This window comes from Sphingomonas liriopis (assembly GCF_024211255.1).
In the GTDB taxonomy this organism is placed as follows: Bacteria; Pseudomonadota; Alphaproteobacteria; order Sphingomonadales; family Sphingomonadaceae; genus Sphingomonas; species Sphingomonas liriopis.
In genome coordinates this window covers 210,699-235,000 of sequence record NZ_JAMLDY010000004.1, presented here as the reverse complement: position 1 = coordinate 235,000, position 24,302 = coordinate 210,699, and the positions used below count along the sequence as shown (strand labels likewise).

Annotated in this window: 26 protein-coding genes; 8 read left to right on the top strand and 18 right to left on the bottom strand. The window is 68.7% G+C overall.

Annotation, left to right across the window (positions count from 1 at the left end; genetic code table 11):
• Window positions 1–491 precede the first annotated feature (491 nt).
• Window positions 492–1,982: a lipopolysaccharide biosynthesis protein gene (locus M9979_RS04840; RefSeq protein WP_254288198.1), complete on the top strand. Its 1,491-nt coding sequence runs from the start codon at window positions 492–494 to the stop codon at window positions 1,980–1,982.
• Here the strand turns inward: M9979_RS04840 and M9979_RS04835 are convergent, their stop codons facing one another.
• Complete coding sequence (locus tag M9979_RS04835) at window positions 1,983–2,423, bottom strand: CBS domain-containing protein (protein ID WP_254288197.1); 441 nt, start codon at window positions 2,421–2,423, stop codon at window positions 1,983–1,985.
• Window positions 2,424–2,509: 86 nt separating this feature from the next.
• Between M9979_RS04835 and M9979_RS04830 the strand changes: the two genes are divergently transcribed.
• On the top strand, window positions 2,510–2,791 hold the full coding sequence (locus M9979_RS04830) for a hypothetical protein (RefSeq protein WP_254288196.1): 282 nt from the start codon (window positions 2,510–2,512) through the stop codon (window positions 2,789–2,791).
• A 234-nt stretch (window positions 2,792–3,025) separates the two neighbouring features.
• Here M9979_RS04830 and M9979_RS04825 read toward each other — a convergent pair whose 3' ends face one another.
• From M9979_RS04825 to hisS, 4 genes are all read right to left on the bottom strand, one after another.
• A complete protein-coding gene (locus tag M9979_RS04825) occupies window positions 3,026–4,000 on the bottom strand; it encodes a DUF4167 domain-containing protein (protein WP_254288195.1) in 975 nt (324 codons plus the stop codon).
• Between the two features lie 298 nt (window positions 4,001–4,298).
• Entirely contained in the window at window positions 4,299–5,117 is an 819-nt protein-coding gene (gene prmC / locus M9979_RS04820) for a peptide chain release factor N(5)-glutamine methyltransferase (RefSeq protein ID WP_254288213.1), read from the bottom strand.
• 477 nt (window positions 5,118–5,594) lie between these two features.
• Complete coding sequence (prfA, locus tag M9979_RS04815) at window positions 5,595–6,674, bottom strand: peptide chain release factor 1 (protein ID WP_254288194.1); 1,080 nt, start codon at window positions 6,672–6,674, stop codon at window positions 5,595–5,597.
• A 127-nt stretch (window positions 6,675–6,801) separates the two neighbouring features.
• Window positions 6,802–8,046, bottom strand: coding sequence for a histidine--tRNA ligase (gene hisS / locus M9979_RS04810; protein WP_254288193.1), 1,245 nt, complete (start codon window positions 8,044–8,046; stop codon window positions 6,802–6,804).
• A gap of 50 nt (window positions 8,047–8,096) precedes the next feature.
• Here hisS and M9979_RS04805 point away from each other — a divergent pair, with 50 nt between their 5' ends.
• From M9979_RS04805 to ppa, 3 genes are all read left to right on the top strand, one after another.
• Entirely contained in the window at window positions 8,097–8,747 is a 651-nt protein-coding gene (locus M9979_RS04805) for a DUF1345 domain-containing protein (protein ID WP_254288192.1), read from the top strand.
• Between the two features lie 65 nt (window positions 8,748–8,812).
• Complete coding sequence (locus tag M9979_RS04800; protein ID WP_254288191.1) at window positions 8,813–10,729, top strand: M61 family metallopeptidase; 1,917 nt, start codon at window positions 8,813–8,815, stop codon at window positions 10,727–10,729.
• A gap of 33 nt (window positions 10,730–10,762) precedes the next feature.
• Window positions 10,763–11,344 (top strand): inorganic diphosphatase, encoded by a 582-nt coding sequence (gene ppa / locus M9979_RS04795; protein ID WP_254288190.1) that lies wholly within the window; start codon window positions 10,763–10,765, stop codon window positions 11,342–11,344.
• A gap of 93 nt (window positions 11,345–11,437) precedes the next feature.
• Here ppa and M9979_RS04790 read toward each other — a convergent pair whose 3' ends face one another.
• The 5 genes from M9979_RS04790 to ispG are packed head-to-tail and all read right to left on the bottom strand — an operon-like array spanning window position 11,438 to window position 14,596.
• Window positions 11,438–11,914, bottom strand: coding sequence for a GNAT family N-acetyltransferase (locus M9979_RS04790; RefSeq protein WP_254288189.1), 477 nt, complete (start codon window positions 11,912–11,914; stop codon window positions 11,438–11,440).
• Complete coding sequence (locus tag M9979_RS04785) at window positions 11,911–12,804, bottom strand: DMT family transporter (protein ID WP_254288188.1); 894 nt, start codon at window positions 12,802–12,804, stop codon at window positions 11,911–11,913. The genes M9979_RS04790 and M9979_RS04785 overlap by 4 nt, the downstream gene beginning before the upstream one ends.
• On the bottom strand, window positions 12,801–13,187 hold the full coding sequence (locus M9979_RS04780) for a type II toxin-antitoxin system VapC family toxin (RefSeq protein ID WP_254288187.1): 387 nt from the start codon (window positions 13,185–13,187) through the stop codon (window positions 12,801–12,803). Before M9979_RS04780 ends, M9979_RS04785 begins: the two co-directional genes overlap by 4 nt.
• On the bottom strand, window positions 13,184–13,429 hold the full coding sequence (locus tag M9979_RS04775; protein ID WP_254288186.1) for an AbrB/MazE/SpoVT family DNA-binding domain-containing protein: 246 nt from the start codon (window positions 13,427–13,429) through the stop codon (window positions 13,184–13,186). The genes M9979_RS04780 and M9979_RS04775 overlap by 4 nt, the downstream gene beginning before the upstream one ends.
• Before the next feature lie 36 nt (window positions 13,430–13,465).
• Complete coding sequence (gene ispG / locus M9979_RS04770) at window positions 13,466–14,596, bottom strand: flavodoxin-dependent (E)-4-hydroxy-3-methylbut-2-enyl-diphosphate synthase (protein WP_254288185.1); 1,131 nt, start codon at window positions 14,594–14,596, stop codon at window positions 13,466–13,468.
• Between the two features lie 63 nt (window positions 14,597–14,659).
• Here ispG and M9979_RS04765 point away from each other — a divergent pair, with 63 nt between their 5' ends.
• The 3 genes from M9979_RS04765 to M9979_RS04755 all read left to right on the top strand — a co-directional run bounded on the left by M9979_RS04765 (window position 14,660) and on the right by M9979_RS04755 (window position 17,813).
• Window positions 14,660–15,817 (top strand): acyltransferase family protein, encoded by a 1,158-nt coding sequence (locus M9979_RS04765; protein ID WP_254288184.1) that lies wholly within the window; start codon window positions 14,660–14,662, stop codon window positions 15,815–15,817.
• Window positions 15,814–16,743: an isoaspartyl peptidase/L-asparaginase family protein gene (locus M9979_RS04760; RefSeq protein WP_254288183.1), complete on the top strand. Its 930-nt coding sequence runs from the start codon at window positions 15,814–15,816 to the stop codon at window positions 16,741–16,743. Before M9979_RS04765 ends, M9979_RS04760 begins: the two co-directional genes overlap by 4 nt.
• A 209-nt stretch (window positions 16,744–16,952) precedes the next feature.
• Window positions 16,953–17,813 carry a S1/P1 nuclease gene (locus M9979_RS04755; RefSeq protein ID WP_254288182.1) on the top strand — a complete coding sequence of 287 codons (861 nt, stop codon included), beginning with the start codon at window positions 16,953–16,955 and terminating at the stop codon, window positions 17,811–17,813.
• 166 nt (window positions 17,814–17,979) lie between these two features.
• Here the strand turns inward: M9979_RS04755 and M9979_RS04750 are convergent, their stop codons facing one another.
• The 8 genes from M9979_RS04750 to ybgC all read right to left on the bottom strand — a co-directional run bounded on the left by M9979_RS04750 (window position 17,980) and on the right by ybgC (window position 24,285).
• A complete protein-coding gene (locus M9979_RS04750) occupies window positions 17,980–18,180 on the bottom strand; it encodes a type II toxin-antitoxin system antitoxin (RefSeq protein WP_254288181.1) in 201 nt (66 codons plus the stop codon).
• A gap of 4 nt (window positions 18,181–18,184) precedes the next feature.
• Window positions 18,185–19,081 carry an SPFH domain-containing protein gene (locus M9979_RS04745; RefSeq protein ID WP_422921547.1) on the bottom strand — a complete coding sequence of 299 codons (897 nt, stop codon included), beginning with the start codon at window positions 19,079–19,081 and terminating at the stop codon, window positions 18,185–18,187.
• Window positions 19,082–19,281: 200 nt separating this feature from the next.
• Window positions 19,282–19,806 (bottom strand): peptidoglycan-associated lipoprotein Pal, encoded by a 525-nt coding sequence (gene pal, locus M9979_RS04740; protein WP_254288180.1) that lies wholly within the window; start codon window positions 19,804–19,806, stop codon window positions 19,282–19,284.
• A gap of 54 nt (window positions 19,807–19,860) precedes the next feature.
• On the bottom strand, window positions 19,861–21,237 hold the full coding sequence (gene tolB, locus M9979_RS04735; protein ID WP_254288179.1) for a Tol-Pal system beta propeller repeat protein TolB: 1,377 nt from the start codon (window positions 21,235–21,237) through the stop codon (window positions 19,861–19,863).
• A gap of 281 nt (window positions 21,238–21,518) precedes the next feature.
• Window positions 21,519–22,532 (bottom strand): cell envelope biogenesis protein TolA, encoded by a 1,014-nt coding sequence (locus M9979_RS04730; protein WP_254288211.1) that lies wholly within the window; start codon window positions 22,530–22,532, stop codon window positions 21,519–21,521.
• On the bottom strand, window positions 22,532–22,987 hold the full coding sequence (gene tolR, locus M9979_RS04725; RefSeq protein WP_254288178.1) for a protein TolR: 456 nt from the start codon (window positions 22,985–22,987) through the stop codon (window positions 22,532–22,534). The genes M9979_RS04730 and tolR overlap by 1 nt, the downstream gene beginning before the upstream one ends.
• Window positions 22,988–23,131: 144 nt before the next feature.
• Window positions 23,132–23,824 (bottom strand): protein TolQ, encoded by a 693-nt coding sequence (gene tolQ, locus M9979_RS04720; protein ID WP_254288177.1) that lies wholly within the window; start codon window positions 23,822–23,824, stop codon window positions 23,132–23,134.
• On the bottom strand, window positions 23,821–24,285 hold the full coding sequence (gene ybgC / locus M9979_RS04715; RefSeq protein WP_254288176.1) for a tol-pal system-associated acyl-CoA thioesterase: 465 nt from the start codon (window positions 24,283–24,285) through the stop codon (window positions 23,821–23,823). Before ybgC ends, tolQ begins: the two co-directional genes overlap by 4 nt.
• Window positions 24,286–24,302: the final 17 nt, after the last annotated feature.

Below are 24,302 nucleotides of genomic sequence, written 5' to 3'. Positions count from 1 at the left end.
TGGAATAACCAGCGTCAGAAAGCCTCATCTCAAGGACCCGCTCTGCACATTACTTCAGGACCCCATCAAAGCCGAAGCCCCAATGGCAGTCCATTTGGGACCCCATCAAAGTAATACTTTGATGGGAGCCCATTACGTATGGATACGTGAAGGACATATAGAGCGAGCTAGCTTTAACCGACCATACAACGCCTTGAAAACGTCGCAGACCGGAGCCGCCGCCCACATGTCCCTTCATCAAATTACAATGTCAAAGAGCCGACAAAAACCGACGCCCAGTCCTACCCTCTTTTTGGAGGGCGACCCCGGCGCCTGATTTTTGGTGACTGCAGAAGCGAACCGTGTGGTCCGTCGCTGCGGTGACATCCCTCTAGGCGGGGTGTTCCGGACGGTCAAACACTTTTTTGCTTTTTTCTGTCACATAGCGGTGAAAGCCGCGGAAATGCTGGGGTTTACGGGATGTGAAGGGGTCACCCCCTACCCCATTGCCGATGGCAGCTTCCCCGAATCACGCGTCTGCGACGCCGGAATCGCTCGAGAATCAGGTGCGGCGTGCCGTCATCTGGCGTTCGGGCAGCCAGATCCTCGCGCAGATGGTGCAATGGGGGGCGACTTTCCTCGTCATCCGCATCCTCGATCCGCGCGATTACGGCCTCTATGCGATGACCGGGGTGGTGCTGGTCTTCCTCAACATGCTCAACGGCTATGGGCTGGCGAGCGGGCTGATCCAGCGGGACGACGTGACGCCGCGACAGGTGCGGCAGTTGTTCGGGATGCTGATCGCGCTCAACGGCGTGCTCGCGCTCGCACAGGTCGCGATCGCGCCTCTGGCCGCGGCTTACTATCGCCAGCCCGAGGTCGCGCAGCTGTTGCGGGTGCAGGCGCTCATCTATGTCATCACTCCCTTCGCCGCCTTGCCCTATGCGCTGCTCAGCCGGGCGATGGAGTTCCGGCGACAGGCGACCGCGAATATCGCGGCGTCGTTCGCCGGCGCGGGCGCGGCTCTGGGCGGGGCGCTCGCCGGCTGGGGGGTGTGGACGCTCGTCTGGGCGCCGATCGCGCTCTATGCGGTGCGCGCGGCCATGCTGACCTGGGGCGCACGGTCGCTGATGTGGCCAAGCTTCGACTTCCGCGGCGCCGGGCACCTCGCGCGTTATGGCGGCGTGATGGCCGCGGGGCAGTTCTTCTGGTTCCTGCAGAGTCAGGTCGACGTGTTCATCGGCGGGCGCTGGTTCAGCCCCCATCAGCTCGGCATCTACACGACCGCGCTGTTCCTCGCGCAGATCTTCGTCTCCAAATTCGTGCCGCCGCTCAACGAAGTAGCGTTCAGCGCCTATGCGCGCATCCAGCACGATGAGCGCGCCGTCGCGCAGGCGTTCGTACGGTCGGTGCGGATCATCATGCTGGTCGCCTTGCCCTTCTACCTGGGGCTCGCCGCCACCGCCGAGCCGCTGGTACTGACCGCGCTCGACGCCAAATGGGCGGAGGTCGCGCCGGTGGTGCGGCTGATCGCCTGCGCGATGCCGTTCATGACGCTGCAGGTGCTCTATTCCCCAGCGTGCGACGCGCGTGGGCGGCCGGGGATCGGCGCGCGCAACGGCGCGGTGGGGGCGATGGTCCTCGGCGCGGCGTTCCTGGTCGGCGTACGCTGGGGGCCGGTCGGGCTCGCGTGGAGCTGGGTCGCGGCCTATCCCGTCTATCTGCTCGTTTCGACGTGGCGATCGCTGCCGGTGATCGGCGCGACGATCGGCGATCTTGGCCAGGCGATCGCGCCTTCGGCGATCGCCGCGATCGGGATGGCGGTGGTGGTGACGCTGGCCGACCAGGCGCTGCCGCCGCTCGCCGCGCCGCTGCGGCTCGGCGTGCTCGTCGCGATCGGTGCGGCGACCTATGGCCTGTGGCTCGGCCTCTTCGCGCGCGGTACGGTGCGCGAGCTGGTCGCCATCGTGCGCAAGCGGCCGCCGGCGCCCGTTCCCGCGTAGCTACGCCTGCTGGATATAGTCGCGCATCGCCGCGGCATCCGCCTCGATCCGGTCGATGCGGTATTTGACGAGATCGCCGATCGACACGAAGCCGACCATCCGCGCGTCCTCTCCGCTGCCGTCGACCACCGGCAGGTGGCGGATGCGGCGGCGGGTCATCAGCGACAGCGCGCCGATCACCGGTTCGGTCGGCGCGACGCTCTGCACCGGGCGGGTCATGATCTCGGCGAGCGGCACGTCGAGCGCCGCCGCGCCGTGGCGCGCGAGGCCGTGGACGACGTCGCGTTCGGAAAAGATACCGACCACCGCACCGCCGTCGACCACCGGCACCGCGCCGATCCGCCGCTCGGCGAGCAACGCCACCGCCTGTCCCACCGTCGCATCGCTCGGCAGCGATACGACCCCCTCGCCCTTGCCGTGCAGGATTGCCGCGATCGTCATGCTTCCTTCTCCTTCGTCCGACTCCGTCGCCTGGCGGAGCGGTTCGCGGTTGAGCAGACCATGTTTGCGCGCCATTGGCAAAAGCCATGCGCGACCAGCCGACCGGACTCGACGATCCTGCCTATGCCGCGCACGCCTGGGGCCGGTTTCGCGCGATCATGGCGTGGATGATCGTCGTCGCCGCAGCGTGCAGCGCGGGGGCGATCGTCGCGCTCGCCTGGGTGCAGGGGCCGCTCAGGCTGGTGACGATGCTGGCGGTGATCGGCGGGGTCGGCGGATCGATCGCCATGGCCGGCGCGCTGATGGGGCTGGTATTCCTGAGTTCGGGAAGCGGACACGACGAGGATGTCGAGCGGCTGGACGGGTGAGCCGGAGGCTCAGGGCCAACGGTGGGAGGTGAAGGGCGCCCCTCCGTCACCCCAGCGAACGCTGGGGTCTCCCGCTTGGCCGGCATGACCTCACCAAAAGACCCCAGCTTTCGCTGGGGTGACAGTGTGGGAGGTGGGTTCCGGCCTCACTCCTGACGCCCCACCCGCCCAAACGACGAAGGGGCCGACTCCTTACGGAACCGGCCCCTCCAATCGATCGGCGCTGACCGCGGCTTATTCGGCCGAGGCTTCCGCGGCCGGCGTGCGGACGGTGCGGCGGCGGCGGGGCTTGGGGGCCTCGCCGTCGGCGTCGTTCGCCGCGGCGATGTTGAGCGGCGGTGGCAGGCGGTCGGCATCGACGCCGTTGCCCTGCGATTCGGCCGAGGTCTCGGCGACCGTATCGACCTGCGCGTCGCGGCGCGGGCGACCGCGACCGCGGCGGGGGGCGAGGACGGGCGCATCCGCCTCGAGCACCGCCTCGGCGCGGGCGTTGAGCGATTCGTCCGCGGCGAGCGGATCGGCGCGGTGCTGGCCGGCGACCTCGACCGGCTGTTCGGCCTCGACGCGCTGGCGACGGACGCGATCCTCGCGCTGTGGGCGATCGTCGCGCTGGGTGGTGCGCTCGTCACGCTGCTGCGGACGGTCATCCCGCTGGGCGCGCTCTTCGCGTTGCGGACGGTCGTCGCGGCTGCCGCGCTCGTCGCGCTGGGGGCGATCGTCGCGGTTGCCGCGATCGTCGCGATTGTCCCAGCCCCGCGCCTGGCGCGGCTCGCCGTCCTGGCGGTCGCGGCGGGGCTGGCGGTCGTCGCGCTGCTGGCTATCGCGCGAATCGCCTTCCTGCTCGCCGGCACGGATCGGTTCGCCCTCGTCGCCGTAATCGTCGTCGTCGTTCAGATCGAACGGCTGCTGGCGGCGCGGCTGGGTGTCGGTTTCGAAGCGGCCGCGCTGGTCGGCGAGCACGCGGAAATAATGGTCGGCGAACTGCAGGTAATATTCGGTGTTGACCCGATCGCCCTGCCGCTGCGCCTCGCCGGCGAGGTTCTTGTACTTCTCGAACAATTGGTTGGCGTTGCCGCGTGCGCGGCTGTCGATGCGGTTGCCATTGTCGGGCCGCCCCTGGCCGCCCTGGCGCGGGCCGTTGCCGCCGCCACCGTTGTTGTTGCCGCCGCGACCGCGACGCCGGCCGTTCTGCTGCCGATTGTTAATCAAGCTACTGTCCCATGATCCGAGTGTAACTGGTCCTCAAAACCAATGCGGCCCTCGCGGCCTGTCCGTCCCATCGAGCACTGGCTCCCGGTCAAAACGGTGCAACCCTCCGGGTCGCGGCGTGCCGTGCGGCAACGCTCGAGCCTGTCACGGCCACCGGCACGGCGGCTTGATGACGAAGGATGCAGGTCAGCGCCCTGCGATCAACCATTCGAACGTTGATGGTGCGTGCCCCGGCCCGACCAATAGCTGGCGCAAGGGGCATCCGACAAGCGAAATATGTGGACGCCCGCGGCTTCTTTCAACCCTGTCGCGCCGGGGTGACCAGCAGGCAGCGGTCGCGCCCGCCGAGATCGCGGCTCACCGTGCTCGCCAGCCCCTGCCCGGCGAACAGCGCGGCGACGTCGGCGGCCTGCGTATGGCCGATCTCGACCGCCGCGCAGCCACCGCGCGCGATCAGCCGCGGCAGCTGCTGCGCGAGGATGCGATAGTCGGCGAGACCATCGGCACCGGCGAACAGCGCGGCGGCGGGTTCGTGCACGCGCACCTCGTCGGGCAGCGCCTCCCCGGTGCCGATATAAGGCGGGTTGGCGAGGACCAGATCGAAGCGCGCGTCGAGCGCCGCCGCCCAGTCGCCCCGCACGAATACGGTGCGGTCGGCCATTCCGAGCGTCGAAGCATTGACGGCGGCGTAGGCCAACGCGTCGGGCGAACGATCAACCCCTACGCCTCGTGCGCGGGGCCATTCGTCGAGCGCGGCGAGCAGCAAGGTGCCGGGACCGGTGCCGAGGTCGAGGATCGTCGCGGGTGAACGGCTGCCGAAATGCGCCGCCGCGGCGACCAGCAGCGCCTCGCTGTCGGGCCGCGGCACCAGCGCGCCGGGGCCGACGGCGAGATCGATCGTCCAGAAACCGCGGGTGCCGGTGATATAGGCGACCGGCTCGTGGGCGGCACGACGGTCCACGAGCGCGGCGAAGGTCGACGGCACGCCGCGGTCCATGTCGAGCAGCAACGCGTTGCGGTCGATGCCGAGCGCATGCGCCATCAGCAGCTCGGCATCGAGCCGCGCGGTGGGCGAAAAGGCGAAGCGCGCGGTGGCGGCGGCGATGGCGGCGGGCATGGTGGGGATACGGTCGGTCACCACCGGTCGAGGCCAATCCCCGCCGTGCCCCCTATCCCTTCGTCACCCCGGACCTGTTCCGGGGTCCACCGTGCAACGGACGGGACGGCAAGAGGCTCGCACGGCACGTCTTGCCGCGGAGTGGACCCCGGAACAGGTCCGGGGTGACGAAGGTGGTGGGACGGCGGCGTAACCGCCTCACGCCAGCATCGCTGTCGCAAGAAGGACGGTTTCGCGCGAAGACGCGAAGACGCGAAGAAGAAGAGTGGGTTCGCGCGGAGGCGCGGAGGGCGCGGAGGGCGCGGAGGTGTCATGCCACGGGTTGGCGGCTTGATCCCATCAGCGGCCTGTAGGATCGGAAAAAAGGCTGGCTGCGCCGCAAGCCCTTCTCCGCGTCCTCCGCGCCTCCGCGCGAAAAACCCTTCTTCTGTTCGCGTCTTCGCGTTTTCGCGTGAATCAAACCGCACGGCCCGACGCTTAGTCATCCAGCGACGCCAGCCGCTCCGCCTCGTCTTCGGCGATCAGCGCGCCGATCAGTTCGTCCATCTCGCCCTCCAGGATCTCGGGCAAACGATGCAGCGTCAGGTTGATGCGGTGGTCGGTCACGCGCCCCTGCGGGAAATTGTAGGTGCGGATCCGCTCCGACCGGTCGCCCGATCCGACCATCGCCTTGCGCGTGCCCGACCGTTCGTTCGCCAGCCGCTCGCGCTCGGCCTCGTACAGGCGGGTGCGCAGGACCTTCAGCGCCTTGGCCTTGTTCTTGTGCTGCGACTTCTCGTCCTGCTGGATCACGACGAGCCCGGTGGGCAGATGGGTGATGCGCACCGCGCTGTCGGTGGTGTTGACCGACTGGCCGCCGGGGCCGGACGAGCGATAGACGTCGATGCGCAAATCCTTCGCCTCGTCGATCCGCACGTCGACCTCCTCCGCCTCGGGCAGCACCGCGACGGTGGCGGCGGAGGTGTGGATGCGCCCGCCCGCCTCGGTCGCGGGCACGCGCTGGACGCGGTGGACGCCGGCCTCGAACTTCAGCTTGGCGAAGACGCCCGATCCGGTGACGCTGGCGACGACCTCCTTGAAGCCCCCGGCGTCGGACGAGGAGCCGCTGATGACCTCGACCCGCCAGCCCTGCCCCTCGGCATAGCGCTGGTACATGCGCAACAGGTCGCCGGCGAACAGCGCCGCTTCGTCGCCGCCGGTGCCGGCACGGATTTCGAGCATCGCCGCGCGCTCGTCCGCGGCATCACGCGGCAGCAGCGCGAGCGCCAGCCGGCGGTCGGCCGCCTCCAGCGCGGTCCGGTTGTCGCGCAGCTCCTCTGCGGCCATTGCACGCAGTTCCTCGTCGCCGGTATCCTCGGCCATGTAGGCGAGGCTCTCCGCCTCCTGCCGCAACCGCCGCACCTCGCCCGCCGCCGCAGCGACGGGTTCGAGCTCGGCATATTCCTTCGACACCGCGACGAAGCGGTCCGACGGCAAATCGCCGGTCGCCATCAGCGCCTGCAGCTCGTCGCGCCGCGCCTCGATCTGCGCGATCCGTTCGCGGGAGATGGTGGTCATGGCCGCGCCTTTCCGATGCCGACCACCCCCGTCACCCCAGCGCACGCTGGGGTCTGGTGGTGAGGCACGTCTCGCGCGCCAACGGGGAGACCCCAGCCTGCGCTGGGGTGACGGAGGGAGGCGGCGTTCAAACCAGTGCCTCCGCGACGGCATCGAGCGGGTGGACCTGCTGCACGCCGTCCGCCAGACGCTTGACCTGGATTTGATCGGACGCCAGCTCGTCGTCGCCGAGGATCAGCGCATAGCGCGCGCCCAGCGCATCCGCCTTGGCAAGCCGCTGCTTCATCTTGCCCTTGTACGCCATGTCGATCGCGAAGCCGGCGCGGCGCAGCGCGGCGACGAGGCCCAGCGCGCGCGCCTCGGCCGCCGCACCCATCGGCACGACGACCGCATCGATCGTGGAAGCCGCCGGTTCCTCCAGCAGCATCGCCAGCCGCTCGACACCCGCCGCCCAACCCACACCGGCGGTCGGCGCACCGCCGAGGCTCTCGACCAAGCCATCGTAGCGACCACCCGCCAGTACCGTGCCCTGCGCCCCCAGCCGATCCGTCACGAATTCGAACGCGGTGTGGCGGTAGTAGTCCAACCCACGCACCAGCCGTGCGTTGCGCGTCCACGCCACGCCCGCCGCGTCCAGCCCGGCGGTCACCGCGTCGAAGAACGCCCGTGCCTCATCCGTCAGATACGCGTCGATATCCGGCGCGGCATCGGCGATCGGCCGGTCGCGCGGGTCCTTCGAATCGAGGATGCGCATCGGGTTCTTGTCGAGCCGGGTCAGGCTGTCCTCGGACAATTCCCCGCGATGCGCCTCGAAATGCGCGACCAGCCCGGCACGCCACGCCTCGCGCGTCTCGGCGTCGCCCAGCGTGTTGAGCTGCAACGTCACGCCATCCGCAATGCCAAGCTCGCGCAGCAGCTGGTCGGCCATCACCAGCAGCTCGACGTCCGCCGCCGGCTCCGGCGCGCCAAGGATTTCCGCGTCGATCTGGTGGAACTGCCGGTAGCGCCCCTTCTGCGGCCGTTCGTAGCGGAACACCGCGCCGCTGGTCGTAACCTTGAGCGGTGCATATTGCTGCCAGCCTTCGGTCAGGAAGGCGCGCGCGATCCCCGCGGTGAACTCAGGCCGCAGGGTGAGCGAATCGCCGCCGCGGTCGGGGAAGGTGTACATCTCCTTCGACACGACGTCGGTGGTCTCGCCGATCGAGCGCGCGAAGACCTCGGTCGCCTCGAACACCGGCAAGTCGACGCGGCCGAAGCAATACAGCCGGCGCACGCGCTCGAACGTCGCGAGGACGTGGGCGAACCGGCGCTGTTCCTCGCCGAAGATGTCCTGGGTTCCGCGCACCCGGCGCGGCGTTTCGATACGGGCCATAAGGCTGCGCTATCTAGGCGAGGCGCGCGCCAAGCGCTAGCACCTCGCGGATGGGCGGTTCGCAACGTTATTGGGGCATCGGCAGCCGCATCGCACCGCCGCGCTTCGCGCTGTTCGTGCTGCTGTTCGTCGTCGGGCTGGCGGTGCTGATCCCGATGATCGGCAAGGGGCGCGGGATCATGGCGGCGTTCGACCTCGCCGCGGCGGTGTTCCTCGCCGTCGTCGCGCCGCTGTTCCGCCATGGCGAGGCAACGCGGATGCGACAGGCGGCGCGCGACAACGACGCCAATCGCGCGCTGCTGCTCGGCCTGACCGCGGCGACGATGATCGTCATCCTCGTCGCGGTGGCGGGGGAGCTGAAGGGCAAGAACGATACGCTAGCGATCGCGCTGGTGATCGCGACTTTGGTGCTGGCCTGGCTGTTCACCAACATGGTCTATGCGCTGCATTACGCGCATCTGTTCTACAGTGCCGATACCGACGGCGGCGACGCGGGCGGGCTCGAGTTCCCGGAGTGCGACCAGCCCGATTACTGGGACTTCCTGTATTTCAGCGCGACGCTGGGGATGACGTTCCAGACCTCGGACGTGTCGATCACCGCGCGAAGTATCCGCCGGGTGGTGCTGGGCCATTGCCTCGCCGCCTTCGTCTTCAACCTCGGCGTGCTGGCATTCACGATCAACGTGCTGGGTGGCGGCTAAGGGGCTGGACGGCCGGCCTTTTCGAAGCTTACACCCACGCGATCGTTTATTGCCGAAGGTCCATCATGATCCGTAGCGCCGCCGTCGCCGCCCTCCTCCTGTCCGCCGCCATCCCTGCGTGGGCGCAGGTCCCCGCCGGCAACAGCGCGCCGCAGCCGGTGCCCTTCGTCGATACGATCCCCGTGGCGCAGGACGTTCCCTACCCGGGCACGATCAAGCTGGACGTCGATGCGACCGATACCGAGCGCGGTATCTTCCGGGTCAAGGAGAGCATTCCGGTCGCGAAATCGGGTCCGATGGCGCTGCTGTTCCCCAAATGGCTGCCCGGCGCGCACTCCCCGCGCGGCGAGATCGAGAAGCTCGCCGGCCTCGTCATCCGCGGCAACGGACGCATCATCCCCTGGACGCGCGATCCGGTCGACGTCTTCGCCTTCCACATCGACGTGCCCGCCGGCGTGAAGACGCTGGACGCGGACTTCCAGTTCATCTCGGCGACCAAGACCGACCAGGGCCGCATCGTCGCGACGCCCAATCTCATCAGCCTGCAGCCCAATTCGGTCAGCCTGTATCCGGCGGGCTATTTCACCCGCCAGATCCCGATCCAGATGACCGCCAAATTCCCCGCGGGCTGGACCGCGGCGAGCGCGCTGCCGGCGAAAGCCGTGGGCTCGACCTACACCTACGACAAGACGAATTACGAGATCCTCGTCGATTCGCCGATGCTCGCCGGCCGCTACGGCAAGGTCTGGGCGCTCAGCCCACGCGTCAACCTCAACGTCTTCGCCGATTCACCCGAATTGCTCGCCGCCAAGCCCGAACAGATCGACGCGCACAAGCGGCTGGTCGAACAGGCGGTAAAGACCTTCGGCGCGCAGCATTACGACCGTTACGAGTTCCTGCTGTCGCTGACCGATCAATTGGGCGGCATCGGGCTGGAGCATCACCGCTCTTCGGAGAACGGCTCGCGCCCGACCTATTTTACCGAATGGGATGCGAACGTCGCCGCGCGCAACCTGCTGCCGCACGAGTTCACGCACAGCTGGGACGGCAAGTTCCGCCGCGGCGCCGACCTGTGGACGCCCGATTACCGCACGCCGATGCGCGGCTCGCTGCTGTGGGTGTACGAGGGGCAGACGCAATTCTGGGGCTATGTGCTGCAGGCGCGATCGGGCCTCGTCAGCAAACAGGACACGCTCGACGCCTATGCGGGGATCGCCGGCAGCTACGACCTCGCGCCCGCGCGTCAGTGGCGCAGCCTGGTCGACACGACCAACGATCCGGTGATCTCGTCGCGCCGGCCCAAGGGCTGGACCAGCTGGCAGCGGTCGGAGGATTATTACAACGAAGGGCTGATGGTCTGGATGGAAGTCGACGCGATGCTCCGCCAGCAGTCGGGCGGCACCAGGTCGATCGACGATTTCGCGAAGGCCTTCTTCGGCGTGCGCGACGGCGACTGGGGCGAGCTGACCTATACGTTCGACGACGTCGCCGCGACGCTCAACGCGATCCAGCCCTACGACTGGGCTGGTTTCCTGAAGAAGCGCACCACGGAGACGGGGCAGCCGGCACCGGTCAACGGCTTCGCGATGAACGGCTATAAGCTGGTCTACACGCCTGAGATCACAAAATATTTTTCCAGCGCCGAAAAGAGCGGCACGATCAACGTCACCTATTCGGTCGGCCTGTCGATCGCCAAGGACGGCGAGGCGACCGCGGTGATCTGGGACAGCCCGGCGTTCAAGGCGGGGATGGACGTCGGCACGGTGATCCAGGCGGTCAACGGCGTCGCCTATAGCGGCGACGTGATGAAGGCAGCGATCGTTGCTGCACAGTCGTCGAAGGAGCCCATTCGCCTGCTGGTCAAGAACGGGCCACGCTTCCGCGAAGTCGCCATCGACTATCACGGCGGCCCCCGCTATCCGCGCCTGCAGAAGACTGGCACCGGCGAGACCGGACTCGACAGGCTTCTCGCGCCGCGCTGAGGGGCAGCCGGCCAGGACTAACAAGGGACTTCCATGCGTATCGATCTGATTCCGGTCGGCAAGAATCCGCCCGACGACCTCAACGTCATCATCGAGGTGCCGACCGGCGGCGAGCCCGTTAAGTACGAGTTCGACAAGGCGAGCGGTGCCTTGTTCGTCGATCGCATCCTGCACACGCCGATGCGCTATCCGGCGAACTACGGTTTCGTGCCGCACACGCTGTCGCCGGACGGCGATCCGCTCGACGCGCTGGTCATCGCGCGCTCGCCGTTCATCCCGGGCTGCGTCGTGCGCGCGCGTCCGATCGCGGTGCTCAACCTCGAGGACGAGGCCGGCGGCGACGAAAAGCTCGTCTGCGTCCCCGTCGACGCGGTCTTCCCCTATTATTCCAACGTCGACGGCCGCGCCGACGTGCCGGAGATCGTGTTCGAACAGATCGAGCACTTTTTCACCCACTACAAGGACTTGGAAAAGAAGAAGTGGGTCCGCGTCGGCGTCTGGGGCGACCGCGACGAGGCGCGCCGCATCACCCGCGAGGCGATCGACCGCTACGAAGCCGCCAAGGCCAAGGGCGAAGAGCCGCACGAATACGACGTGCCCGGCCGCGAGGGCTGACCGTCGGATGGGGCGCAGCGGTGCTGCGCCCCATCGTTCATCAGCGAAGAACCCACCGTCGTTCGCCCTCAGCACGAACGGTTGGATAGTGTCTTACGCGATCGAGGTAGCCAGCCGTACCAGCGCCTCGCCATCGACCCGCTGCACCGTCCAGTCCTCCAGCCCGACCGCACCCATCTGCCGATAAAAGGCGATCGCATCGGCGTTCCAGTCGAGCACTGACCATTCGAACCGTGCGCAACCTCGCGCAATCGCCAGTGCGGCGAGATGGCGGAGCAGCGCGCCGCCGACCCCCCGCCCACGTGCAGCCGGCGTGACGTACAGATCCTCGAGATACAGCCCGCGCCGCCCCTTCCACGTCGAGAAATTGTGGAAGAACAGCGCGAAGCCGAGCGGTTTGCCATCGCCTTCGGCGATCACCGCCTCCGCCGCCGGCGTCGCGCCGAACAGCGCGTCGGTGAGCATCGCCTCGGTCGCCTCGACCGCATCGGGTTCGCGCTCGAACGCGGCGAGATCGCGCACGAAGCGCAGGATCACCGGCACGTCGGCGGGGATGGCGGGGCGGATCATAAGGAGGCTTCCGTTTGCGGTGCCGGCGTCGGGCGGCGCACCGCGACGAGGCAGCCGGCGATGATGAGCCCCGCCCCCGCCACCGTCCACGCCGACACGCGCTCGGCGAAGACCAGCCAGCCGAGCAGCGCCGACCAGACGAAGGCGGTATATTCGACCGGCGCCAGCACCTGCGCCTCGGCGCGGGCATAGGCCCAGGCGAGCGCCACCGCCGACACCGATCCCAGCGCCGCCGCCGCGACGATCGCCGGCAGCTGCACGGTCGTCGGCATGGCACCGAACCACGGCGCCCCGACCAGCAGCAGCCCGCCCAGCACGATGCTGGTGAACAGCGCGACCTCGAGCGGATCGGCGGCCTGCGCCTGCCGGCGCAGCAGGATCAGGCTGCCGGCGTAGAGCACCGACGCGATCAGGATCGCGATGCTGCCAAGCACCATCTGTTCGGACGCGCGCGCCTGTACCTGTCCGGCGGCGATCGCCAGCACGCCGAGGCTGGCGACCAGCGACCCGAGGACCGCGCCGCGTCGGATACGCTCGCCCAAGGTCAGTGCGGCAAGGAACAAGGCGATCAGCGGCGCGAGGAAAGTCAGCGCTACCCCCTGCGCCATCGGCACGCGGACGAGGCCCCAGAAGAACAGCAGCACCGACGCGCCCCCGGTCGCTCCGCGCGCGACGTGGAGCCGCAGCGCGACCCACGCCGGCCAGCGCCCGCCGCGCAGCACGAACACCGGCGCCAGCAGCACGACCCCGGCGAGCGACCGCCACAGCACCGCGGCATAGGCGCCGCTCGCGATCGACAGCCCCTTCATGATCGCATCCATCACCGAATAGACGGCGATCCCCATCGCCGCGACGGCGAAGGCGACAAGCGGCGATACGCTCCGCGTCATCGGATCAGGCGGATGTCGATGCCGAGCGCGGGATCCACCTCGGCGAGCCGACGATCGGCCGTGTAAATGGGAAGGCTGCGAGTCCAGCCGAGCGCCAGGCAGGCACGGTCGCTAAGCGATGCGCCTTGTGCCCGCGTCGGTTCGCGCAGCCGCGCCGCCTCCAAGGCCAGCGGGAGATCGAACGGTACGACGGCGATTTCGTACATCGCAAGGATGGACAGCACCATATCCGCGCTCGCCCCCCGCTCGACGCCGCGGGCACAACATTCAGACACGTTCACCGCCGACATCAGGCTGCCACGAATGACATCGCGCACCATCTCCGCGCCCGTCTCGCCGAGCATGATCGCCATGGTCGCCGATGCATCGACGACGGCGCTCATTCCTCGCCCCAGTCGGCCCGACGCTCTTTCAGAAACGTGTCCACCGTATAGTCCGCGCCGAAGATGGCGCGTGCCTTGGTCTGCGCCTGACGAATCGTCTGGTCGAACGTCATCAGCCGGACGCCGCCGTCTTCCGTTCGGTCGATGACGAGCGAATCGCCATCCTTGATACCCAGTTCGCGGCGGATGTCGGCAGGGATCACCACCTTGCCGCCCGCGATCACCTTCGCGTGATAGGTCATGTCAGAGCCTCCAGGTCCTGACATGTACCATAGGACCTATTCTGCCGCTACGGCCTGCTGTGCAGACGCGTCCGCCGCTTCGATCTCCACGGCCTTGGCCTCGACCAGCCGGACGATGTGGTCGATCATCCCCTCATCCTGAACGTGATGGTCGGTGACGCCCGAGAGATAGACCATGTGCTTGCCGTTGCCGCCGCCGGTGATGCCGATGTCGGTCTCGCGCGCTTCGCCGGGGCCGTTGACGACGCAGCCGAGCACCGACAGGCTCATCGGCGTGCGGATATGCTGGAGCCGTTCCTCCAACGCCTGCACGGTGCGGATCACGTCGAAGCCCTGGCGCGAACAGCTCGGGCACGACACGACGCGGACACCGCGGTTGCGGATGCCCAAGGCCTTGAGAATCTCGAAGCCGACGCGCACCTCATCCTCGGGCTCGGCGGAGAGTGAGACGCGGATGGTGTCGCCGATGCCGTACCAGAGCAGGCTGCCGATACCGATCGCCGACTTGACCGTGCCGCCGACGAAGCCGCCCGCCTCGGTGATGCCCAGGTGCAGCGGACAGTCGACCGCCTCGGCGAGCTGCTGATAGGCCGCCACCGCGAGGAACAGGTCGGACGCCTTCACCGCCACCTTATATTCGTGGAAATCGTGGTCCTGCAGCAGCTTGATATGGTCGAGCGCCGATTCGACCAAAGCATCGGGGCAGGGTTCGCCATACTTCTCGAGCAGATGCCGCTCCAGCGAGCCGCCGTTGACGCCGATGCGGATCGCACAGCCGTTGGCCTTGGCGGCGCGCACCACCTCGGCGACGCGCTCGGACGAGCCGATGTTGCCCGGATTGATGCGCAGGCAGGCGGCGCCCGCATCCGCCGCTTCCAGCGCGCGCTTGTAGTGGAAATGGATGTCGGCGACGATCGGCACGTTCGATCCGCGCACGATCTGCTTCAGCGCCGCGGTCGATTCGACATCGGGGCAGGAGACGCGGATGATGTCGACCCCCGCCTCCTCGCAGCGGCAGATCTGGTCGAGCGTCGCGCGGATATCGGGCGTCGGCGTGTTGGTCATCGTCTGGACGGTGACCGGGGCGTCGCCACCCACGGGAACAGTGCCGACCATGATCTGGCGGCTCGGACGGCGGACGATGTCGCGCCACGGACGTAAGGACATGGGCCCCATATACAGCAGCCGGGTTGCGGTTCAAAGGCACTGGTGTAGGGCAGCACCGGTTCCATGTCGCGCGTCCCGATCCCCCGCCATTACGGCCTCGACTGGCTGCGCGTCGCCGCCTTCGCGATCCTGATCGTCTATCACGTCGGCATGGTGTTCGTGCCCTGGGGCTTCCACGCCAAGAGCGCGCATGGCGCCGACTGGGCGATCCTGCCGATGCTCGCAGTCAACGCCTGGCGACTCAGCCTGCTGTTCGTCGTGTCGGGCTATGCCAGCCGCGCGCTGCTGACGCGTGCGCCGGGAGTGGGAGGCTTCCTGTGGCAACGGACGGCGCGGCTGCTCGTGCCGCTCGCCTTCGGTGTCGCGGTGGTGGTGCCGCCGCAGAGCTGGGTCGAGCTGGTGACGCAGCACGGCTATCGCGGCGGTTTTCCCTCGTTCTGGGTGCACGACTATTTCCGCTTCGGGCGGCTGGGCGGGATCGTGCTGCCCGCGCTCAACCATCTATGGTTCGTCGCCTACCTATGGCTGTACACGCTGGTGCTGGCGGTCGCGGTGATGGCGGTGCGCTGGCGTGGTGCGCAAGCCGCGTTCGACCGCCTGTTCGCCGGGCCGGCGCTGCTCGTCGTGCCGCTCGCATGGCTGGTGTGCATCCATGCCTGGTGGTTCCCGATGGGATACGAGACGCACGATCCGTTGCACGACGTGATGGCGCATCTGTCCTATCTGCCCGCCTTCCTGTTCGGGTTCGCGCTGGCGGGGTCGGCGCCGGTGCTGGCGGCGTGCGTGCGCTGGCGCTGGCCCGCGGCGCTGCTGGGGATCGCCGGTTACGGTTTCATCCTGGCCGTGGAACTGGCCCCTGACGGCGAAGCGCCGCGCTGGCTCTATCCCGCGTACGGCGCGGCGCATGCGGTGCAGCAATGGACGACGATCGTCGCGTTGATCGGCTTCGCCGAGCGCCACTGGAACCGCGATGCGCGCGTGCGCCAGATGCTGACCGAGGCGGTGTTTCCCTTCTATCTCGTCCACCAGACGATCATCGTGCTCGTCGCCTACTGGCTGATCCCCGCGGGCCTCTCCGGCGGGGTCGAGTTCGCGCTGCTGGTCGCCGCGACCGTCGCGGGGTGCCTGCTCTTCTATATCGCCGGGCGGCGGATCAGGCCGGTCCGCCCGCTGATCGGCCTGCGTCCGCTTCCCCATCCCGTACACAGGGCCATGCCATGACCGAACCCGCCGACTGGTCGCTGGTGATCCACGGCGGCGCCGGATCGATCGAGCGCCACCGCCTGACCCCCGAACAGGACGCAGGCGCACGCGCCGCGCTGACGCTGGCGCGCGACACCGGCGCGGCGATCCTGACGGACGGCGGCGGCGCGCTCGATGCAGTCGAGGCGGCGGTGCGGGTGCTCGAGGAGGATCCGCATTTCAATGCCGGCCGCGGCGCCGCCTTCACCCGCGACGGCGGCATCGAGCTCGACGCGGCGATCATGGACGGCCGCACCCGCGCCGCCGGCGCCGTCGCGGGCCTCACCACGACGCGTTCGCCCGTCGGGCTGGCGCGGCGGGTGATGACCGACAGCCCGCACGTCCTGCTGAGCGGCACCGGCGCCGAAGTTTTCGCGCGTAGCCAGGGGATCGCAGCGGTCGATCCCGCCTGGTTCGCCACGGCGGAGCGCCGCCGCCAGCTCGACGAGCTGCTCGCGCGCAACGCGGATGCGTTCGACGTCGACATGAAATACGGCACCGTCGGTGCGGTCGCGCGCGACACGCGGGGCCATGTTGCCGCCGCGACCTCGACCGGCGGCGTCACCGGCAAGCGCTGGGGCCGGATCGGCGATTCGCCGCTGATCGGGGCGGGCACCTTCGCCGACGATCGCGCCTGCGCGGTGTCGTGCACCGGATCGGGCGAATATTTCATCCGCGTCGGCGTGGGCCATGAGATCGCCGCGCGCATCCGCCTGACCGGCGAAAGCCCGCAGGAGGCGGCGGATGCGGTGATGGCGGAGGTCCGCGCCCTCGGCGGCACCGGCGGCGTCATCGTCGCCACGCCCGGTGCCGAGGCGATCTGGAGCTTCACCACGCCGGGCATGTACCGCGCCCGCGCCACCGCCGGCGGGTTGCGCGAGGTCGCGATCTACGGCGACGAATAGGCGTCACGATCCCGCCACGATCGGTGGCCAGCCTGACAAGATGATCCGCCGCCTCGCGCTTCTCGCCGCCGTCTTTCTCGCGACTGCGGAGGCCGCACCACCGCCGGTCCTCGCGCGCGGATCGCAAAGGAATACGGTCCCTGCCCGCCCGCATCGCATTGACCGGAAAGCGCTTCTAGCCGTCATCATCCGCGGCTAAAGCCATGCCCATGACCATCCTCCGCTTGCTTGCCGCCGCCGTGCCGGCGCTCGTCCTCGCCTCACCCGCGAGCGCCTATTGGGAATTCGGGCATCAGACGGTCGCGCAGATCGCCTATGCCAATGTGCGTCCCGGCACGCAGGCGGCGATCCGGCGCTTGCTCGCCGAGACGCCGCGGCTCGACACCCCCGAATGCCCCGCGACGACGATCGAGGGCGCCAGCATCTGGGCCGATTGCGTCAAGCCGCTGAAAGGCCCCGACGGCAAGTCGCGCTTCGGCTATGCCTACAATTGGCACTTCCAGGACGTGAACATCTGCCAGCCGTTCACGCTGGCGGAGGCGTGCAAGGACGGCAATTGCGTCTCGGCGCAGATCACCCGCGACGTCGCGATCCTCAAGGACAAGCGCGCCTCGAAAAAGGACCGCGCGCAGGCGCTGGTGTTCCTGATCCACTTCGTCGGCGACCTGCACCAGCCGCTCCATGCCGGCGAGAAGAACGACAAGGGCGGCAACGACGTCGCCGCGGCCTATGGCAGCTACAGCCCGAAGCGGTTCAACCTCCATTCGATCTGGGACGGCACGCTCGCCGAACGCGCGATCACGACCGGGCCATCGCTGGTGCGGCGCTATCCGGCGGCGGAGAAGCGGCGGATCGCGGCGGGGACGGTCACCGACTGGAGCCGCGAATCGTACAAGGTCGCGCACGACATCGTCTATGCGAGTGCGCTGGGCGGCGATCCGTGTGCGCCGTCGCCGGCGAAGGTGACGCTGGACGAGGCGACGATCGAGCGCATCGTTCCGGTCGCCCGGCTGGAGGTGAAGCGCGGCGGCCTGCGGCTGGCGAAGCTGCTCGATGCCGCGCTGGGCTGATTTGATCTGAGGCCAACCGCCTCCAAGCCTCCACCGTCACCCCGGACTGGCTCCGGGGTCCACTCCGCGGCGAGGCGAATGGCGCGATTCTTGAGTCCTACGCCTGCGGCCCGGTGGACCCCGGACTAAGTCCGGGGTGACGAGTGGCTTGTGGCAATGCGCCCCCTCACCCCTCCTTCGGCGGCCGCCCGCGCCGCGCCGGTTCGGGCGCGTCCAGCTTCACCCCCCGCCGCGCCAGCGCCTCGCGCAGCAGGCATTCAACCTCGGCATTGACGCTGCGCAGGTCGCCCGCCGCCGCCCGCTCGATCGCCGCGTAGAGCGCGGGATCGAGACGCAGCGCAAACGCCTTCTTCGGGGAAGCCGCCACCCGCTTACTGGTACAGCGAGCCGGCGTTGACCACGGGCTGCGTGTCGCGCTCGCCGCACAACACCACCATCAGATTCGATACCATCGCCGCGCGCCGCTCGTCGTCGAGTTCGACGACGTTCTTCGCCGACAGTTGCGCGAGCGCCAGCTCGACCATCCCCACCGCGCCCTCGACCAGCGTCGTGCGCGCCGCGACCACCGCCTGCGCCTGCTGCCGGCGGAGCATCGCGCCCGCGATCTCCTGCGCATAGGCGAGATGCGTGAAGCCGCATTCGTCGACGGTGATGCCCGCGACCAGCAACCGGGCGATCAGCTCGGTACGCAGCTCGGCTCCCACCTGATCGTGATTGCCGCGCAGCGTCACCTCCTGGTGCTCGTAATCGTCGTACGGGTAGCGCGAGCCGATCGTCCGCACCGCCGCCTCGACCTGCACCATCACGAACGCCTTGTAATCGTCGACGTCGAACAAAGCCTGCGCGGTGTCGGTGACGCGCCAGACGACCTGCGCCGCCATCTCGATCGGGTTGCCGCGCAGGTCGTTGACCTTGATCCGGTCGGAGATGACGTTGTTGGCGCGCACCGAGATCTTGCGCCGCATCAGCCACGGCAGCACCCAGCGCAGCCCCGCGACGCGATCGGTGCCGGCATAGCTGCCGAACAGCGTCACCGCCGCCGCCTGATTGGGCTGCAGCATGTAGAAGCCCGCGGCGATGAACACGGTGCCGAGCGCGCAGGCGAGCGGCACCAGCGCCATGATCGGCGGGGCGAGATCGTTCGCCAGCCGCCAGATCGTAGCGACGCCGACCGCCACCAGCACCGCCGCGATCCCCAGCATCGGATAGCCGCTCGTCGTACCGGCCCGCCGTTCCTGCGACCGTGTGAGACTCCCCTGTTCCACCACCCTGTCCTCCGTTTAATGTGATATCACATTTATATCGGATTTCGGGCGATGCAAGGGGAATCGCCAACCCTTCCTCCGTCATTCCCGCGCAGGCGGGAATCCATACTGGCTGACTGCGCGGCTCAATCGCAGCCCGTCGTGATTATGGATCCCCGCCTTCGCGGGGATGACGAGGATGGGTTGGGTTGGGTCAGCTCAGCTCAGTTCAGCACCACCGTCACCGAACGGCGGTTCTGCGCCCAGCTCGCCTCGTCCGACCCCAGCGCGACGGGGCGTTCCTTGCCGTAGCTGATCGTCGTCAGCCGCGACGGATCGATACCCTTGGCGACCAGATAGTTCTTCGCCGCATTCGCCCGGCGATCGCCGAGCGCGAGATTGTATTCACGCGTGCCGCGTTCGTCGGCATGGCCCTCGATCGTCGCGCGTACCTGCGGGAAGCGCTGCAGCCACGTCGCCTGGCTGTCGAGGATGCCGCGCGCCTGCGAATCGATATCGCTCATGTCGAGCCCGAACAGGATCGTGTTCGACGTCACCGAGCGGCGGAAATCGGCGTCCGATCCGGGCACCACCGCGCCATCGACCGGGCCGGTATCGGCGGGAGGCGGTGTGTTGAGGCCGGCGGTATTGTCGACCGGGGGCGGCGGCAGCTGCTTGGGCTTGCTGGCGCACGCCGCGAGGCTGGCGAGCGCGACCGCGGTCAGCAGCGTGGAGGTGAGCTTGGCCATATCGTATCTCCCAGTGAGTGTCGTTTCGCCCCCGAAACTCCCCCGTATAACGCGTTACGGCCGCAAGGGTCCCCAGGCGGGATCGGAGCCGTCGAGCGGCGTCGGAATCCGCCGCTCGACCTGTCCGGTGAGGTCGACCATCCACAGGTCGGCCTTGCCCGAGCTGCCCGGGCTGGCGCGGTAGAAGGTGATGACGCGGCCGTTGGGCGACCAGCTCGGCCCCTCGTCCTGACCGCCGGTCAGGATCTTCTCACCCCCGCCCGACGGCGACATCGTGCCGATGCGGAAGCTGCCGCCAAGCTTGGTGAAGGCGATCAGGTCGCCGCGCGGGCTCCACACCGGCGTCGCATAACGCCCGCCGCCGAAGCTGATCCGCTGCTGCCCCGATCCGTCGGCGTTCATGACGTAAACCTGCTGGCCGCCCGACCGGTCGCTCTCGAACACGATGCGCGATCCGTCGGGCGAATAGCTGCCGCCGGTGTCGATTCCCGGCGAGGTGGTCAGCCGCTGCGGCGTGCCGCCACCGCTCGAGACGCGGTAGATGTCGGTGTTGCCACCCTGCGCCATCGAGAACAGGATCCAGCGGCCATCGGGCGAGAAGCGCGGCGCGAAGGTCAGCGATGCATTCTGCACCACGCGCCGCGGCCGGCCCGAGCCGAGATCGTAGACGTAGATCGACGGCTTGTCGTTCTCGTAGCTCATGTAGACGATCGACTGCTGGTTTGGTGCGAAGCGCGGCGTCAGCACGATCGACTGGCCATTGGTCAGGAAACGGTGGTTGGCGCCGTCCTGATCCATGATCGCGAGCCGCTTGATGCGCTTGCCCTTCGGCCCCGTCTCCGAAACGTAGACGACGCGGCTGTCGAAATAGGGACCTTCGCCGGTCAGCTTGGCATAGACCATGTCGGCGCATTTATGCCCGGCCCGCCGCCAATCGGACGGCGACACGACGAAGCCCGCACGGGTCAGCTCGACGCTGGAGAAGGTGTCGTAGAGGTAGCAGCCGATCGTCAGATTGCCGTCGCCGTTGGCGCGCACGAACCCCTGCACGAGCGCCTGCGCACCGGTGCCGCGCCAATAGTCGAAGGCGGGGGCGTTGACCTCCTGAAAGCCGACGGGGCGCAGCTGGTTCGACCCCAGCGGGGTGAACAGGCCCGAGTTGCGCAGGTCGTTGGCGATGATGTCCGCCATCTGCCGGCCGAGCGCATCGGTCGATCCGGCGGGGGTGTCAACCACCTGCGCGGTCGGCATCGCCGGGATCGCGATCGGCAGCGGTGCCGACACGCCACCGGTGACGGACACCTCGAGCGGCGCGGCCTCCTGTCCGGCGGGGGTCGCCTGTTGCGGCGCGGGTGCGGGCGCGTCCTGCGCGATGGCGGGAACAGCGACGGTGACGCTGAGCGCGACTAGCAACGACCGGATCATGACCATCCTTTTGAACCTCTTCCGCACACGTACCACAAACTTACCGTCACCCCGGACTTGTTCCGGGGTCCACTCTTCGGCTGGCGTATCGGCAAGAGGCTCAAGGCCACGCTCGCGGCCCGGTAGACCCCGGAACAAGTCCGGGGTGACGGGGGAGCGAAGGCAGCGGTTCAACCTAAACCCCCATTCGCCCTGAGCCTGTCGAAGGGCCGGCGCCGCGGGCGAACCGTCACGATCGAGCCCCCGCGCTTCGACCGCCTCACCACGAACAGCGGAGGAAAACCCCATCACTGCAGCTTCCACTGGAAGTTGATGTTGTTCCACCCGCCCGACGGCGTCGCATAATATTCGGCCGGCAGTTTCAGCGGCGAACAGCCCTTGAACGCCGCGACGCCGAGATCGACGACGCGCTGCCTGTAGCGCTCGTTCTCGTCGCTGACCCCCGCCTGCCGCACCATGCGCGGGGTCGCCGCCAGCGTGCCGTCCTCGTTGAGGCGCAGGTTGAGCGTCGTGACGATCTCGTTCGCGCCCGGCCCCGGATTGACCTGCCGGTCGGCGCAGGGCTGGATCTGGCGCGCGATCGCCTGGACGATCCCCGCCATCGCGCGCGCATCGATCTTGGCGGCGCGCGGCGCGGTCGAGGTGCTGGTCGAGGGATCGCTGGTCAGCCCTTCGAGGAAATTGCTGCCGAGCCGCGATCCGCGCGGGCGCGCGGCCTTGGCGGTCTCGCTGCTGCCGCTGCCCTTCGCCGCGGCGGGTTTGCCGGCGGCGGGCTTGCCCGACGACGAGGCCGATTTCGCCGGCGCCGCGGGGGCGGCCTTGGCGGTCTGTGCCGCCGGTGCAGGTTTCGCCGCGGGCTTGGCGGGCGCCTCGGCAGGACGCGGCTTGGGCTGCGGCTTCGCGGCGGCGGGCTTGGGCGCCGGCGCGGGGGCGGGTTTCGGCGGCGCCGGCTTCGGCGGCGCGGGCTTGGGCTGCGGCTGGGGCTTCGGTTGCGGCTGAGGCGCGGGCTTCGGCGCCGGTGCGGGCGGCGCGGGTTCGGGCTCCGGCGCGGCGACGCTTTCGGCCGGCGGGGCAGCGTCCTCGGGCTCGCCCTGATCGGGGGCGATCGACTGCGCGGGCGGGGTCACTGCCTGCGGCGCGGTCGCCTCCAGCCCGACATCCTTGACCAGGCTGACCTCCATCGGGGTCTGCTGCAGCTTCTGCGGGTTGGGCGTGGCGAGGAAGCCGACCGACAGCAGGCCGAAGAGCACGAGGTGCCCGACGACCGCGACGCCCAGTCCGACCTTCTCCGCCCGATCCATCACTTGGCCGCCGATCCGCCCGAGCCGGAGCCTTCCACGGTGAGCAGCGACACGCGGTTGAGCCCGGCGCGGTTGAGCTCGCCCATCACCCGCATCACCCGGCCATAGTCGAGCGCACGGTCGGCGCGCAGGAACACCTGCGGCGGCTCGCCGCCCGCCTGCACCGTGGCGATCTGTTCGAGCCGCTGCGGCAAATTCGCCTCGGCGACCTCCTCGTCGTCGATGTAGAGCTTGCCCGCGGCGTCGAGCGACAGCTGGACGGGCTTCTGCTCCTGGTCGAGCGCCTTCGCGCGACTGTCGGGCAGGTTGACCGGCACGCCCGCGGTGAGCAGCGGCGCGGTGACCATGAAGATGATGAGCAGCACCAGCATCACGTCGACCAGCGGCGTGACGTTGATGTCCGCCACCGGCGCACGGCGGCCGCGCGAGCGGTTGGAGGGGAGATTCATCGCCATCCTAGATCCTCCCCGGCACGGGGAGGTGGCAGCCGCAGGCTGACGGAGGGGGGCTTCCCCAAGCGGTGCGCTGCGTGGAGAGCCCCCTCCACCAGCCTGCGGCTGGTCCCCCTCCCCGTGCCGGGGAGGATTGAAGAAGAGCGCTCACCGCGAACCGTCCAGCTGGCGCGACAGCGTCGTGTGGAAGCCGTCCGCGAAGCGCCCCAGCGCCGCCTCGATCCGGTTCACGCCATGGCTGAAGCGGTTGTAGGCGATCACCGCGGGGATCGCCGCGAACAGCCCGATCGCGGTGGCGAACAAGGCCTCGGCGATCCCCGGCGCGACCACCGCCAGCGACGAATTCTGCGCCTGCGCGATTCCCGTGAAGCTGCGCATGATCCCCCACACCGTGCCGAACAGTCCGACGAACGGCGCGACCGAACCGATCGTCGCGAGGATGTTGAGCCGGTCGGAGATCCGGTCGATCTCCAGCGCCGCCGCCGCGCCCATCGCGGTCGCCAGCCGTTCGCGCGTGCCGCTCTTGTCGATCGATCCGCCCGCGGTGGAGCGGCGCCATTCCTTCACCCCGGCGGCGAAGACGCGCGCCGAGGGCAGGTCCCTGTCGGCCTCCGCCTTGTAGAAGGCGTCGATATCCTCCGCCTTCCAGAAGTCGCGTTCGAACCCGGTCATCCCCTTGCGGATGCGCCCCAGCCGTCGCCAGAAGGCGATGATGAGCGCCCAGGTCCAGATGCTGGCGATCAGCAGACCGCCCATCACGATCTTCACCACGATATCCGCCTGGAGGAAGAGCGCGACGGGCGACAGCGTCGCCGCATCCATGTTGAACACCGGATTCATGTAGCTGTCCCCTGCCAGATCAGGCGTTGGTAAATGTCCGTCCAGGCGGCCGGTTGACGCTTAGGCCGTCCCGATGGCGCGACCAGCGCCGCCGTGACCGTGGCCTCGGTCAGAACAAGCGAACCGCGCCTGACTGTTTGATGAATGACGACGCTGGCGGCGCGCACCTGCATCACGCGGCTGACGACGAGCAGCGCATCGTCGAGCCTGGCCGGCGCACGGTAGCGGATGGACAGGTCGGCGACGGCATAGGCGCCCTCGCCCGCCTCATGGACGGCGCGCTGGTCGATCCCGGCGAGCCGCAGCATGTCGGATCGCGCACGCTCCATGAAGCGCAGGTAGTTGGCGTGATAGACGACGCCCGACAGATCGGTGTCCTCGAAGTACACGCGCACCGGATAGCGGTGCTCGCGCCCCTCGAAGCGTCCTGCCTGCGGCTGGTCCACGCCTTGGTCGGTCATCCCGCCGGGCGTTAACC

Coding starts and splice junctions, on each gene's coding strand:
- ispG (WP_254288185.1), bottom strand. CDS start 14,596: ATGTCCTTACGTCCGTGGCGCGACATCGTCCGCCGTCCGAGCCGCCAG.
- prfA (WP_254288194.1), bottom strand. CDS start 6,674: ATGACCACCATCTCCCGCGAACGGATCGCGCAGATCGAGGCGCGGCGC.
- M9979_RS04835 (WP_254288197.1), bottom strand. CDS start 2,423: ATGACGATCGCGGCAATCCTGCACGGCAAGGGCGAGGGGGTCGTATCG.
- M9979_RS04730 (WP_254288211.1), bottom strand. CDS start 22,532: ATGGATCGGGCGGAGAAGGTCGGACTGGGCGTCGCGGTCGTCGGGCAC.
- M9979_RS04755 (WP_254288182.1), top strand. CDS start 16,953: ATGACCATCCTCCGCTTGCTTGCCGCCGCCGTGCCGGCGCTCGTCCTC.
- ybgC (WP_254288176.1), bottom strand. CDS start 24,285: ATGACCGACCAAGGCGTGGACCAGCCGCAGGCAGGACGCTTCGAGGGG.
- M9979_RS04830 (WP_254288196.1), top strand. CDS start 2,510: ATGCGCGACCAGCCGACCGGACTCGACGATCCTGCCTATGCCGCGCAC.
- tolR (WP_254288178.1), bottom strand. CDS start 22,987: ATGGCGATGAATCTCCCCTCCAACCGCTCGCGCGGCCGCCGTGCGCCG.
- M9979_RS04840 (WP_254288198.1), top strand. CDS start 492: ATGGCAGCTTCCCCGAATCACGCGTCTGCGACGCCGGAATCGCTCGAG.
- M9979_RS04800 (WP_254288191.1), top strand. CDS start 8,813: ATGATCCGTAGCGCCGCCGTCGCCGCCCTCCTCCTGTCCGCCGCCATC.
- M9979_RS04805 (WP_254288192.1), top strand. CDS start 8,097: ATGGGCGGTTCGCAACGTTATTGGGGCATCGGCAGCCGCATCGCACCG.
- M9979_RS04790 (WP_254288189.1), bottom strand. CDS start 11,914: ATGATCCGCCCCGCCATCCCCGCCGACGTGCCGGTGATCCTGCGCTTC.
- hisS (WP_254288193.1), bottom strand. CDS start 8,046: ATGGCCCGTATCGAAACGCCGCGCCGGGTGCGCGGAACCCAGGACATC.
- tolQ (WP_254288177.1), bottom strand. CDS start 23,824: ATGAATCCGGTGTTCAACATGGATGCGGCGACGCTGTCGCCCGTCGCG.
- prmC (WP_254288213.1), bottom strand. CDS start 5,117: ATGCCCGCCGCCATCGCCGCCGCCACCGCGCGCTTCGCCTTTTCGCCC.
- tolB (WP_254288179.1), bottom strand. CDS start 21,237: ATGGTCATGATCCGGTCGTTGCTAGTCGCGCTCAGCGTCACCGTCGCT.
- pal (WP_254288180.1), bottom strand. CDS start 19,806: ATGGCCAAGCTCACCTCCACGCTGCTGACCGCGGTCGCGCTCGCCAGC.
- M9979_RS04785 (WP_254288188.1), bottom strand. CDS start 12,804: ATGACGCGGAGCGTATCGCCGCTTGTCGCCTTCGCCGTCGCGGCGATG.
- M9979_RS04760 (WP_254288183.1), top strand. CDS start 15,814: ATGACCGAACCCGCCGACTGGTCGCTGGTGATCCACGGCGGCGCCGGA.
- M9979_RS04780 (WP_254288187.1), bottom strand. CDS start 13,187: ATGAGCGCCGTCGTCGATGCATCGGCGACCATGGCGATCATGCTCGGC.
- ppa (WP_254288190.1), top strand. CDS start 10,763: ATGCGTATCGATCTGATTCCGGTCGGCAAGAATCCGCCCGACGACCTC.
- M9979_RS04765 (WP_254288184.1), top strand. CDS start 14,660: ATGTCGCGCGTCCCGATCCCCCGCCATTACGGCCTCGACTGGCTGCGC.
- M9979_RS04775 (WP_254288186.1), bottom strand. CDS start 13,429: ATGACCTATCACGCGAAGGTGATCGCGGGCGGCAAGGTGGTGATCCCT.